The sequence below is a fragment of the Vibrio sp. EJY3 genome (genome assembly GCF_000241385.1).
In the GTDB taxonomy this organism is placed as follows: domain Bacteria; phylum Pseudomonadota; class Gammaproteobacteria; order Enterobacterales; family Vibrionaceae; genus Vibrio; species Vibrio natriegens.
In genome coordinates, this window is sequence record NC_016613.1 from 1201160 (window position 1) to 1214245 (window position 13086).

A 13086-nucleotide genomic window follows, 5' to 3' on the forward strand; every position below is an offset into this window, starting at 1 on the left:
TGGGTTTATAGAACAGCACTTGTTTATTAGCCGCTCAGCAGTATTCGCAAGCGTGTAAGTAAGCAGTGAGGTAGAGGGAACGTTAATGTCGCATATTGCTCAGAAAGTCCGCCCAAATTGTGAGGAATACAAAACGATTTCTCCGTTGGCAAATCAGATAGGTTTATTAGCGCGTGATGCGTTGGTCGCTGAAGTTATGTTATCGCCAAAACCTGGCTTAGTTGATCAGTGGAACAACGGGTCACACAGTGACTTGACTGTTGAATTGATGGTGCGTTCGGCCAACTGCCTTGCGCCTTATTTCGCGCAAATGGCGGCAGAAGGGCAAAGGTATCACTCTGATCAGACTACGGATTCTTTGCTTGTTCTGCGAGAGAGAATTGGTCGCATTGGCCGAGATGCCGAGTCGCAAATGATGACGGTGACCAATAATGTGAACACGCATCGTGGGGCGATTTGGGCGCTGGGTTTGCTTGCTACCTCCGCAGGGATGCTGAGAGAACACGCGACGTCAAATGATCTGTGTGTGGTTGCCGGGCGCATCGCTTGTTTGCCGGATCAATTCGTCAAACAGACGTGGAGTAAAGGACTTAAGGCAACACGCCAATATCAGATCAACGGCGCTCGAGAGCAAGCTCAGAATGGGTTTCCTGCCATTGTAGACATCGCGTTTCCGGCTCTTATCACCAGTCGGCAGAATGGTGACTCTGAGCCTCATGCGCAGTTGAATACGTTAGTAGCTCTGATGGCAGAACTGACCGATACGTGCGTGCTATCCAGATCTGGAATGAAGGGGTTAAAACTGATGCAACAAGGCGCGAATGACATCATTCGTGCTGGTGGAGTGGCGACGGAGTCAGGCTTTAGCAAGCTCATCGAATTGAACAGAGACATGGTTGCTATCAATGCTTCTCCGGGAGGCACAGCTGATCTGTTAGCGGCGACACTCTTTGTCGATGCAATAGCAAACCGTAGCATCATTTTGGTTGATCAATGATTCAGTTCATTGATTTATAAAGGAGATTATTAGCAATGGAACAACTGCAATTTACTTATCCAGGTCAGCACTCGGTTTCCAAAAACGTGCGGGTGGGTAATGTTGGGTCTGGTGACTTAGAAGTTTTGCTGCAACCAAACTCAAGCCCCCAAATCGACGTGAATATTTCGACTTCAATTAACCATCGTCATGAAGTGTGGCAAGTGATTTTATCGCGTGCGTTTGATGAGGTTAACGAAGCGATGACTGTCACCATTAATGACTTTGGCGCGACTCCCGGCGTGATTAACCTCAGGCTGGCTCAGGCACTCGAGCAGCTTGAGGAACAAACGAACCCTTCGTTCGATAGCTCGGAAATGGGTCGCTCTTTTGTCGAAATGCCAGTGCGTCAGCGCTGCCAGTTCCTGTTCGATGAAGGTTCAGTTACGGAGCTTTTGGGCTGTGAAGCACAGTTAACGTCCCCATGGTTATCTAAGCAAGGCATCGTTTCACAAAGTGATGATGGTGCGGTTGTGATGCTAGGAAAAATTGATGGCCAGCGCGCCGTTGTTCTCGGAATAGAAGGTGGGTTTCAGGGCGGCGCGATTGGTGAAGTTTCTGGTGCAAAAATGGCAGCCGCTCTTGATCTCGCCCTGCAAGACAATCAACGCGGTGCAAAAACCCAAGTGGTCATTGTACTTGAAACCGGCGGTGTCCGATTACAGGAAGCCAACCTTGGTTTGGCTGCCATTGCCGATATCCACTCCGCCATTATCGGGCTTAATGATTATGTGCCTGTTGTAGGGATTGTGGCCGGAGCCGTGGGTTGCTTTGGTGGTATGTCGATTGCAGCAGGACTTTGCAGCAAGCTTATCGTCACCCGTGAAGCGCGACTTGGTTTGAATGGCCCGGCGGTGATTGAGCAGGAAGCGGGGATCGCGGAATACGACTCTTCCGATCGACCTTTTATCTGGGGAATCACCGGTGGTGAGCAGAGATATCGAAGTAATTTGGTCGATCATTTAGTTGAAGATGATGCAAACGCGATGAAACAACAGCTTGTTGAGACACTTCAATCTGGCAAGCCACCAACAACCCGTAGTGAACAAATTGACCACTATTTATCGATATTGAATCAGGTAGATACATCGGTTCAAGCAACGCCTACACAGGTATGTTCTGATTTAGCAGGAGGAGAGGCTGATGAATAAACGAGGTGATATTTGGATGAAAGCACTGGCCGAGAACGGTCAGGTAGTCACTGGTTTTTCTCCATCGGTACAAGTCGTTGATGATCAGTTTAATGGCCTTCCTATTCGTTATATAAACGTGACTCAAGACCTCAATAATCCATTCCCACGAGCGAGAAATGGTGAAGTCGGGTTACTGGAAGGATGGAATGTTGCGAAGGCCGTGCGTCAGGTGGTTGAACGTGATCAAGACAGCCATTCAAAGTCGATCATTGTCGCGGTTATTGATGTTCCTTCTCAGGCCTACGGTCGCCGCGAAGAGGCTTATGGCATTCATTTGTCATTAGCAGCAGCGGCTAATGCATACGCTCAGGCTCGTAAGGCGGGTCACCCGGTGTTAGGTTTGATTGTGGGCAAAGCGATGTCAGGTGGCTTTCTTGCTCATGGCTATCAGGCGTCTCGATTGATTGCTTTGGATGATGAGCAGTGCAGTGTGCATGCGATGGGTAAAGCCTCGGCGGCGAAAGTGACGCTCAGAACCGTTGAACAGCTAGAATCACTCGCTGCTGAACATCCGCCGATGGCGTACGATATCAACAATTACAATTCGCTAGGGCTATTGTGGAAGTTGGTCTCGGTAGAGAATGCGCAGCAGCCTTCTAATCAGGATATTGACCATATTCGCTCTCTCTTTTCTGCGGCATTGGAAGATATCAAAGTCAACGGCAATGACTGGTCTCATCGCCTGCAAGGGGAGAACAGACAAGCAACCCGTCATATTCGAGAACAGATGCAACAAGCCTGGGTGTATTAAGGTAATGAGGAGGCTGATGATGCCTTTTAGCGCACATGATTTATTGTGGGTCGATGAAATAACCCTGGAAGGAAATGAATCGCCCAACTGGTACGCGAGCCATAATCAGTCTCTGCCAGTTGTTGTCCGCCGGGCTAGCCGACAAACCCTAATTCCCGTCGGCGTGAGAGGTAAAAACCGCAGTGAACGTTTGGCAGCATGGGCGTGTAAATCATCGGTCGTCAAGTCAGTTTCGCCTAGAGAGCTTGTTCAGTCAGAGCATGCACGGGCGTACTGGCACTCGAGTGAGTTAGTAGCTTTTCAAACGCTCACTGATGTGGATGCAATATGTCAGGCGTATGGAATTGAGTGGGGCGTCACAGGCAGTTTAGGTTACGAGTTGGCGACGGGAATGCCATGCGCGCATGAGGATAGTGATATCGACATGACCGTTTACTTATCAGAGCCGGTGCCAGTAGAAACGCTAACGTCTTTAAGCGATCAGCTAGACAAATTAGCGTGCAGGGTCGATACGCAAATAGAAACGCCTTTCGGGGCCGTCGCTTTAAGAGAGTGGGTTTTAGGCCGCGGAGAATCTAACGTTCTGATCAAAACGGACGAGGGCCCGCTACTGACTGATAATCCTTGGATATCCTAATCCTTAAATTTGCTCTATTTTGCCCGGTTTAGGTTTTGCTGCTGGGCATACCCTTCGATCAGAGAAGCCTTAATCATGAGTATTCTAATGACCTTTCCCGGACAGGGAACACAACGCCCCAACATGATATCTGAGTTACCTTGTCACGCTGAGGTCGAATTGGCCCTGCAGCAGGTAGAAGAGGCATTGGGGTACTCCCCAACTAATTTTGATAGCCTTGATGAGAACAGCTCAAATAAGGATGTTCAGTTAGCGCTTACCATTTCTGGGTATGTTCAATATCGCTACCTGAAAGCCCATGGTGTGCAGCCGAACTATATGATGGGCCTGTCAATCGGAGCGTTTACTGCCGCAATTTGCAGTGGCATTTTAGATTTGCAACAAGGGCTTAATATTGTTTCTTTGAGAGGCGAACTTATGGCTCAGGCCTATCCGAGCGGTTATGGCATGGCGGCGATAATTGGGCTTTCACAGAATCAGGTGAGTGATTTGGTACTCCGCTCGCAAGAACAGGGGTTGTGTGTCTATGTGGCCAACGTTAATTCAGAGAATAAAACCATCGTATCAGGCAAGCTCGACGACCTCGACCGGATCTGTGAACAGGCAATAAAAGCACAGGCACATAGCGCCCGACGCCTTAACGTTTCGGTGCCTTCGCACTGTGAGTTACTCGCGTCTCAGGCGGAAATTCTGTATGCCGAAATGCAGAAGGTTCCGATCAACCGAGCTAAGAGTATTTACGTCAGCGCCAACCGAGCCCGGGTGCTGCACGACGCTGAAAGCATACGTCGAGATTTAGCGTTCAATATGTGTCAAATGGTGAACCTCTGGGATACGTTGTCGATGATGGGACAACGTGGCGTAAAATTGGCAATGGAATGCGCTCCGGGAGCCGTACTCACGTCACTTTGCCAGTCATCAATGAATCAGACACAGTGCATCAGCCTTGACTCCACCAACTTAGACAACACCTTAGAGTGGGTAAAGAGAACACACTAATTGATGAAGGGAACTCTCCAGCCATTTTACTCCAGGTAAAAAGAAGCCAGAGCATTACCACTCTGGCTAAACACAGGAAGAAATAAAGCCCAACTATTCGTTGCCAGAACACGACTGCTGAATGTTCTGTGTGGGGCATCGGCATATAAAATGTAGTCTTTAGTCTGAGACTTATACACTTTCTGAGGTCCTTTAAGTGCCCGAATGGGAGGTTCGTTCCAATCAACACTCGCAGGGATGGTCATCTCGGATAGCAAACGATGTTTTGAAACGTTGCTGTTTCCGTTGCAGCTTCGTAGCCATGTGGTTGATCACTGAAAAAGCGGATGCTCTCTCCTGTAGTCAGGTGATGCCATTCATCGTTGAAGAACACATTCATCTCTCCTTTCAACACATGAATATGTTCGATGACGCCAACTCCATGCGGAGAGGACATTTGGCGATGATGATCAGTCAGCGTGATTTCGAACATTTCCAAACCTGAATCTGCTTTGTAAGGAAATAGCGTATTCACTTTCATCTTTGAGTCGTCGGGGAAGGCCTGGTCTGCAGAGCGTAGCTCTGGGTCATTGGCAAAAAACGCTGAGAAAGATGTGTCCAGACCACTGGCTATTTTCCACAGCGTCGAAATCGTCGGGCTTGATTCTTCTCGCTCGATCTGCCCTAACATCGCTTTTGAAACCCCAGTCAGTTTAGAGGTCGCATCCAGACTCAATCCTCTTTTTTTCCTTTCAGACTTCAGGTGGTGAGCAATCTCGGATTTAAATGCTGATTCATTCATAACTAAATACCTTGTTGTGCGTTATTACGCACAATGTTATCTTTTTGTTTGTATGTTATAGCGCACAAAAATTTTACCATAAAGCAGGGAAGAACGAAGGATGAAAAAGCTGTTCAATTTAAGTCACTTGTCAGCAGGGTTTACTGCCGTGTTAGTGGGCTACACCAGCTCGGTGGTGATTATCATTCAGGCGGCAACCTCTGCCGGTGCGACACCCAGTCAAATAGAAAGCTGGTTGTTGGCCTTGGGCGTCACAATGGGGTTAACCTCCATCGCCTATTCATGGTTTTATAAAACGCCGATTCTGACCGCGTGGTCGACACCCGGAGCGGCGATGTTGGTCATTGCTTCACAGCAGTATGATTTGTCAGTCGTCATCGGTTCTTTTGTTGTTTCTGGTGTTCTGATCTTGTTGACGGGACTCATTTCACCGTTAAGTCGAGCACTTGAACGCATTCCGCCACAACTCGGCACTGCGATGCTTGGTGCTATTTTGTTGCCGTTCTGCTTAGGGAGTTTTCAAGCAGTGAGCAGCGCACCAATCACATTTTTAATTATGTTTGCTGGCTTTTTGTTAGCCAAGAATACGATTCCAAGGTACGCAATGCTCGTACTTCTTATCCTGGGTGTTGTTTGCGCGGTTGCGGTGGAAGACGCCACGCTTAACATCGAGGAACTCTCCATTGCTCAGCCTATGTGGGTCACTCCGGGTTTGGATCTCGGTGCGATACTGAACTTATCGATCCCGCTTTATATCATTACGATGCTTTCTCAGAATTTGCCTGGTATTGCGATGATGAAAAGTTACCAATATGACACACCAGTGAAACCCATTTTAATGGGCACGGGAATCACCAATATTTTGTCAGCGCCATTTGGTGGTTTTAGTGTCAACCTTGCCGCAATTTCAGCAGCAATTTGTATGACACCAGAAGTAGACTCAGACAAAACACAACGCTACCGCGCAGTGATATGGGCCGGGGTGTTTTATCTGATTGCCGGTGTGTTCGCGACGACGGTTGTGGCGATCTTTTTATCACTCCCTGACGATGTAACAAAAATCTTAGCGGGTTTTGCCTTGTTAGGGACGTTAATGATGTGTTTGCAATCGGCTTTTCATGACGAAGGATACAGAGAGTCTGCACTGTTTACGTTTCTTATCACTCTGTCCGGAATCAGTTTTCTTGGTGTGAGCGCGACATTGTGGGGCTTGTTAGTGGGGATTATGCATCTGCGTTTAACTCATAAAGCGGTCCGCGCATAAGCATTGCCAGCGACGAAAGTGTTGTGTTAATTGATCCTAGCCCGGTTTCGGGTACTAAAAATAAGAATGCATGCATAAATTCAGGTCATTTTTAGTGCATTAGCTAACATTACTTTTGGTTATCTACGAATTGTTTCTTAGGCGTTTAAGAAATAAAAGTGGACTTGGGATCAAATTTTTGTACAAACTTCTGGTGATTATTTCATCAATATGTCTTCTTTTTGAGCAATATTATTGCACACAGAAAAATGTGATTTCCAACGCAAAATAATCAGTTTTGAGATGTTAAGCACACCTTTCAGACAAACGTATTCTGCAAGCGTATAGAAACGTAAATATTGTTGTATGTACAACACTGGGTAATTATCATCCTAAGTAATTTTTGAATGTAACTTCAACAATTATAACCACATTTTTTAGGTGTATTTAGGCGCCTGAATGGTTTTTAGAGAAAGTAAGAAGAGAGATGTTTAATGAGACGTAAAACCACGCTATCGCTGTTGATTGCGTCAAGCCTGTTTATGGCCGGATGCCAACCAAGCCAAGAAGGAACGAAGCAAAGCGGTGGTGCCGCTCCAGCAACAGAAGTCGAAGTGATGACTGTTGAGCCAGTTCGTCAAATGTTAACCGTAGAGCTACCGGGCCGCAGCCGTGCGTTTAAAGAAGCAGAAGTACGCCCACAGGTGAGTGGTATTGTCTCGGAACGTAACTTTGTAGAAGGTAGTGTTGTCGAACAAGGTCAGTCTCTGTATCAGATTGACGACTCAACCTATCAAGCGGCTCTGTTAAGTGCTGAAGCAGAATTGATCCGCGCGAATGCGACTGAAGAATCCACTTTTGCAACGGTTAAGCGTTACCGTGCCCTCATTTCGAAAAAATCAATCAGTCAACAAGATTTGGATGAAGCGGAAGCGGCTTACAAAGAAGCAAAAGCTCAGGCATTAGTGGCTAAAGCGGCAATCAATACTGCGAAAATCAATTTGTCATACACTCAGGTTAAGGCTCCTATCAGTGGTGTTATCGGTAAATCAAGTGTTACTGCTGGTGCTTTGGTAACTGCAAACCAGTCTGACACGTTAGCGACGATTCAACAGCTTGATCCAATTAACATCGACATCGTGCAGTCATCAGCTCAGTTGCTGCGTCTGAAATCTGCTCTGGCGGAAGGACATATCCAGCAGGATGAGTCAGCCGAAGTGACTTTAGAACTAGAAGATGGCTCGACCTATGCTCACAAAGGCACAATGAAGTTTGTCGAAGTGAATGTTGATGAGAGCACTGGCAGTGTCACGCTGCGTGCGGAATTCCCTAACCCTGATGGGCTGCTTCTTCCGGGTATGTTTGTTCGTGCCACGGTTATTACGGGTGTTGACCCTGAAGCTATCCTTGTACCGCAAAACACGGTAACTCGTGATGCAAGGGGACAAGCGACCGTGATGGTTGTTAACGCAGACAATGAAGTTGTCTCGACTCCGGTATCGACAGCTGAAGTGGTTGATAACCAATGGCGTATTATCGACGGCCTGAAAGCGGGCGACAAAGTGATTACGGCTGGTCTGCAAAAGGTAGGGCCAGGTAGTTCTGTAAGCATTCAAACCGGTGAACAGGAGTAATCATGGCACGATTCTTTATCGATCGTCCGGTCTTTGCTTGGGTTCTGGCTATTCTGACTATGCTGGCGGGGGTCATGTCCCTGATGAACTTGCCAGTGTCGCAGTATCCAACCATTTCACCGCCGACGGTCACGATTTCTGCTCGCTACCCGGGCGCGTCTGCAAAAACGGTTGAAGATTCCGTTACGCAGGTTATTGAACAAAACATGACTGGTCTTGACTACTTGCGTTACCTTTCATCAAGCAGTGATGCGTTTGGTAATGCGACAGTTACGCTAACATTTGATAGCGAAGCCGATCCGGATATTGCTCAGGTTCAAGTACAAAACAAGCTACAGTTGGCGCTGACCTCGTTACCGAGTGAAGTACAAAGCCAGGGTATTGTTGTCGAGAAATCGAACACCTCTTTCCTATTGGTTGTTGCCCTGTATTCTGAAGATCCAGACTACACACAAAATGACATCGCAGACTATGTGGTATCGAACATTGAAGATCCAATCAGCCGTGTATCAGGTGTTGGTAAGGTTCAGGCGTTTGGTGCGCAATATGCGATGCGTGTTTGGTTAGACCCGTTTAAGTTGACCCAGTTTAATCTGACTGCGATTGATGTCGCTGGCGCGATCAGTGAGCAGAACGCTCAGGTTTCGTCAGGTCAGCTTGGCGCAGCACCAGCTCAAAAAGGGCAGTTGTTGAATGCAACCATCTCTTCTGCAAGCCGCTTGAGCAGTGTTGAAGAGTTTGAAAATATCATTCTGAAGTCCGACACCAGCGGCGCAAATGTGTATTTGAAAGACGTTGCTCGTGTGGAACGTGGCGCGGAAAGTTACGACATCAAGGGTCAGTACAATGGCTTCCCAGCATCGGGTTTGGGTCTTTCTCTGGGTACTGGAGCGAACGCGCTGGAAACGGCAGCTGCGGTGAAAGAGCGTTTAGCACAGTTGCAAGAAAACTTCCCAGCTGGTTTGAAGATCGCATATCCGTTCGAAACCACACCTTTCGTTGAAGCATCGATCCATGAAGTAGTGAAAACGCTACTGGAAGCGATTGTTTTGGTGTTCTTGATCATGTACCTGTTCTTGCAGAACTTCCGAGCGACGCTTATTCCGACCATCGCGGTTCCGGTTGTTTTGCTTGGTACGTTTGCGGTTTTGTATACGACGGGCTTTAGCGTCAATACTTTAACCATGTTTGCGATGGTTCTGGCGATCGGCTTGCTGGTGGATGATGCCATCGTAGTCGTAGAGAACGTTGAACGTGTGATGCACGAAGATGGGCTCGAACCTAAAGAAGCGACCAAAAAATCGATGGGGCAGATCACTGGCGCCTTGGTTGGTGTCGGTTTGACCTTGTCTGCGGTATTTGTACCGATGGCGTTTATGACAGGTTCTACCGGGGTTATTTATCGTCAGTTTTCGATAACGATCGTTGCAGCCATGACGCTTTCGGTACTGGTTGCGATCATCTTGACGCCAGCGCTGTGTGCGACCTTGCTGAAGAAAGGCGATGCAGAGCTGTCTGAGAAGAAAGGTTTCTTCGGTTGGTTTAACCGTAAGTTTGACTCTTTAACTTCAAAATACGAATCGGGCGTAGCAAGACTGCTAAAACGCACGGGTCGTATGATGTTGTTGTTTGTTGCGTTGTCCGCAGGGGCAGGTTGGTTCTTTACTAATCTGTCGACGTCTTTCTTACCTGATGAAGACCAAGGCACGATCTTCTCTATGTCGATTTTGCCTCCGAACTCAACGCAGGAACAAACCGAGAAAACGCTCGATAAGATGCGTGAGTACTTCCTTGAAGAAGAAAAAGATGCGGTTAACTCGATATTTACCGTGGCTGGTTTTAGTTTTGCCGGTCAGGGACAAAATATGGGTATGGCATTCATTAACTTGAAGGATTGGTCAGAACGTAAAGAGCCAGGAATGGACGCCGCGTCATTAACGGGTCGAGCGATGGGTTACTTCTCGACCATCAAAGAGGCGATGGTTTATGCCTTTGCACCGCCAGCAATCCAAGAGTTAGGTAATGCCACCGGTTTTGATTTCTATCTTCAGGACTCGTTAAACCAAGGGCACGATGCATTGGTTGCAGCGCAAGGTCAGTTGCTTGGTATGGCAGCACAAAACCCTAACTTGGTTGGTGTGCGTCCTAACGGTCAGGCGGATGCACCGATGTACCAAGTACATGTTGACCACGCGAAGCTACGCGCTTTGAATGTGAGTATTGATGACGTTAACCAAATCCTGTCTTCGGCATGGGGTGGCGCTTACATCAACGACTACATTGACCGTGGTCGTGTTAAAAAGGTAATGCTTCAGAGTGATGCCGAGTTCCGTATGCAACCTAAAGACTTTGATTCTTGGTACGTGCGTAACTCCAATGGTGACATGGTGCCATTCTCTGCGTTTGCTCATGGCGAATGGACGTACGGTTCTCCTCAGTTACAACGTTTTGATGGCCTGCCTGCGATGAACATTCAGGGTGGCGCAGCGCCTGGCGTTAGTACTGGTGATGCGATGGCCGAGATTGAATCGTTGGTAAAACAGTTACCTGAAGGTTTCCAAGTGAAGTGGACGGGTATCTCTTATGAAGAGCGCCTATCCGGAAACCAGGCTCCAATGCTATACGCGTTGTCGATTCTTGTTGTATTCCTCGTATTGGCTGCACTTTATGAAAGTTGGTCTGTACCGTTCGCAGTTGTATTGGTGGTGCCTCTGGGTGTGCTTGGTGCGGTACTTGCGGTGATGGGACGAGGCTTGGATAACGATGTGTTCTTCCAGGTAAGTCTATTGACCACTGTCGGTCTGGCGACCAAAAACGCCATTCTGATTGTTGAATTTGCTAAAGAGTACTACGAGAAAGGTGCTGGGCTTATTGAAGCCACGTTGCATGCAATTCGAGTGCGTCTACGCCCAATCATCATGACGTCACTGGCGTTTGGTCTTGGGGTTGTGCCTTTGGCTATTAGTTCTGGTGTAGGTTCAGCAGGTCAGAACGCAGTAGGTACAGGTGTACTTGGCGGTATGATCAGTGCAACATTGTTGGGGATCTTCTTTGTTCCGATCTTCTTCGTCGTGGTAGAACGTTTGTTTGACCGCAAAGCGAGAAAAGAGCAGGAAGAAGAACAACAAGCGTTGGCTCAAGAATCTGAATCTTCAAAGTAGACCTTAATAGCTTGAACTAAGTTATACTACTGATACTTTTGTAATATAAGAGCGCTTCGGCGCTCTTTGTTTATCTGCTCTACTTAAAAATAGCCATCCATGAAAGATAAAAAGATTTCTCCAATTACCGTTTTAGACAAAAGCCCGATGTTTGTTTGTGGCGTAATGCAACGTATGTATCGAAATCGTGCGCAGGCCGAACTATCGCGTCAAAGTTTGATCACCTTAGAGATGGCGAGTGCGCTGGCGGCGATCGAAGAATTTCAGCCAATGAGTCAGCAAGCGTTAGCGAATGCCGTAATCTGCGAACGTAGTGTTGCGAAGCGTATGGTAGATAATTTGCAAAAGCGTGGTTTGGTACAGGTTTCTAAATGTGAATCAAACCGTCGAATCAAGATGCTAAGTCTGACTACTGACGGCCAGCAAACGTTGCAAAAGGTTCATGAAATCATGACTAACTTGCAGCGGGATTTCTTCTCTTGCTTGTCTGAGTCGGAAACCTCGGAGTTCGTTCGTCTGATCAGGAAGGTGACGCTGGCCAATCACGACTGACAATAGCTAGCGAAACCCACAAGTCAACGTAAGTTCGGACCTGCTGAATTCATGTTTAAATCAAATCCAGAGAATTCAACATGATGATCCCGAGGGTGCAAGTTAGTGTGGAAAGGACGGTTGTCATAGCAATAATGTTTGCCGCCAGCACAGAGTTTCCGCCCATAGAACGGGCCATGACGTAACTTGCCGCCGCAACGGGCGAAGCGTTCATAAAGAACAAAATGCCTAGCTCAACACCTCTGAATCCGACCAAATACGCACCTAATGTGATTACCGCAGGTGCTACCAGAAGTTTGTAACTACTGGCAAACCATGATGGGCCTTTCTCTTGCCTCATTAAGCGCAAATTCAACGATCCGCCCGTGCATAACAATGCAAGTGGTAATGTCATCTTCGACAAGTAATTGCCTGCATCAATCGCGATTTTAGGCACAGGGATCGACAGTATGTAAAAAAGCATCCCGAGCACGATGGATATAATCAACGGGTTTTTAGTCAGTGTACGAAACATTAATTTCGCGGCCTGAGAGACGGATGTCGCGCCTTTAGGTGATAAGCAGATCACCGCTTGTACGTTATAGATAAAGGTGGTGACAGCTACATAAAGAGCGGCTAACGCGACGCCTGATGGACCATAAGCACTAGACACATAAGCAAGACCTATGATGCCCGTATTAGCACGATATCCGCCTTGCACCAGCACTCCTTGATCAGGGGAATTAGGAAACAAAAACTTGACGGAAATGTAGGTAAAAACAAAAAATGAAATACTGGCGATGATGCCATAGTTGACGAAATTACTGGCTGAAGCGAAGTCATGTTCTGAAGACACAATGCTGATGAATAGCATAGCTGGAAGTGTCACCTTGAAGACCAGCTTTGACCCCACATCGATAAAGTTATTATCAATCAAGCCAACTCGTTTAAAGACCACCCCGAGCACTAGCATCAAACAGATAGGGCCTGTAATCGATAGAGAAAATTGCAACTGATTTAAAACCGAGTCCATTCGGGTACCCGTTGAGAAAAGTTATTATTGTTTAAGCTATTAAGCCACAAACTAGGGGGAGAGGAACAGTAGAATGATGAAATTCTA

At 47.3% G+C, this 13086-nt stretch carries 11 protein-coding genes; 9 read left to right on the forward strand and 2 right to left on the reverse strand.

Annotation, left to right across the window (positions count from 1 at the left end):
- Nucleotides 1–85 precede the first annotated feature (85 nt).
- The 5 genes from VEJY3_RS05485 (at nt 86) to VEJY3_RS05505 (ending at nt 4616) form a co-directional block, all read left to right on the forward strand.
- Nucleotides 86–997 (forward strand): triphosphoribosyl-dephospho-CoA synthase, encoded by a 912-nt coding sequence (locus VEJY3_RS05485; protein ID WP_014231441.1) that lies wholly within the window; start codon nt 86–88, stop codon nt 995–997.
- A 35-nt stretch (nt 998–1032) separates the two neighbouring features.
- A complete protein-coding gene (locus VEJY3_RS05490) occupies nt 1033–2187 on the forward strand; it encodes a biotin-independent malonate decarboxylase subunit beta (protein ID WP_014231442.1) in 1155 nt (384 codons plus the stop codon).
- Nucleotides 2180–2980, forward strand: coding sequence for a biotin-independent malonate decarboxylase subunit gamma (mdcE, locus tag VEJY3_RS05495; RefSeq protein WP_014231443.1), 801 nt, complete (start codon nt 2180–2182; stop codon nt 2978–2980). Before VEJY3_RS05490 ends, mdcE begins: the two co-directional genes overlap by 8 nt.
- A 19-nt stretch (nt 2981–2999) precedes the next feature.
- Nucleotides 3000–3617, forward strand: a complete 618-nt coding sequence (locus tag VEJY3_RS05500) for a malonate decarboxylase holo-ACP synthase (RefSeq protein ID WP_014231444.1) — start codon at nt 3000–3002, stop codon at nt 3615–3617.
- Nucleotides 3618–3740: 123 nt separating this feature from the next.
- Nucleotides 3741–4616, forward strand: a complete 876-nt coding sequence (locus VEJY3_RS05505) for an ACP S-malonyltransferase (protein ID WP_237708177.1) — start codon at nt 3741–3743, stop codon at nt 4614–4616.
- 241 nt (nt 4617–4857) lie between these two features.
- On the opposite strand, the gene VEJY3_RS05510 is transcribed toward VEJY3_RS05505, so the two are convergent.
- On the reverse strand, nt 4858–5397 hold the full coding sequence (locus tag VEJY3_RS05510; protein WP_014231447.1) for a helix-turn-helix domain-containing protein: 540 nt from the start codon (nt 5395–5397) through the stop codon (nt 4858–4860).
- A 100-nt stretch (nt 5398–5497) separates the two neighbouring features.
- Here VEJY3_RS05510 and VEJY3_RS05515 point away from each other — a divergent pair, with 100 nt between their 5' ends.
- The 4 genes from VEJY3_RS05515 (at nt 5498) to VEJY3_RS05530 (ending at nt 11987) form a co-directional block, all read left to right on the forward strand.
- A complete protein-coding gene (locus VEJY3_RS05515) occupies nt 5498–6661 on the forward strand; it encodes a benzoate/H(+) symporter BenE family transporter (protein WP_014231448.1) in 1164 nt (387 codons plus the stop codon).
- A 473-nt stretch (nt 6662–7134) separates the two neighbouring features.
- Nucleotides 7135–8274 (forward strand): efflux RND transporter periplasmic adaptor subunit, encoded by a 1140-nt coding sequence (locus VEJY3_RS05520; RefSeq protein ID WP_014231449.1) that lies wholly within the window; start codon nt 7135–7137, stop codon nt 8272–8274.
- 2 nt (nt 8275–8276) lie between these two features.
- Nucleotides 8277–11435 (forward strand): efflux RND transporter permease subunit, encoded by a 3159-nt coding sequence (locus VEJY3_RS05525; protein WP_014231450.1) that lies wholly within the window; start codon nt 8277–8279, stop codon nt 11433–11435.
- Between the two features lie 99 nt (nt 11436–11534).
- The gene (locus VEJY3_RS05530; RefSeq protein ID WP_014231451.1) at nt 11535–11987 is read left to right on the forward strand and encodes a MarR family winged helix-turn-helix transcriptional regulator; all 453 of its coding nucleotides are present in this window, start codon (nt 11535–11537) and stop codon (nt 11985–11987) included.
- A gap of 55 nt (nt 11988–12042) precedes the next feature.
- Here VEJY3_RS05530 and VEJY3_RS05535 read toward each other — a convergent pair whose 3' ends face one another.
- Entirely contained in the window at nt 12043–12999 is a 957-nt protein-coding gene (locus VEJY3_RS05535) for an AEC family transporter (RefSeq protein WP_014231452.1), read from the reverse strand.
- Nucleotides 13000–13086 lie beyond the last annotated feature (87 nt).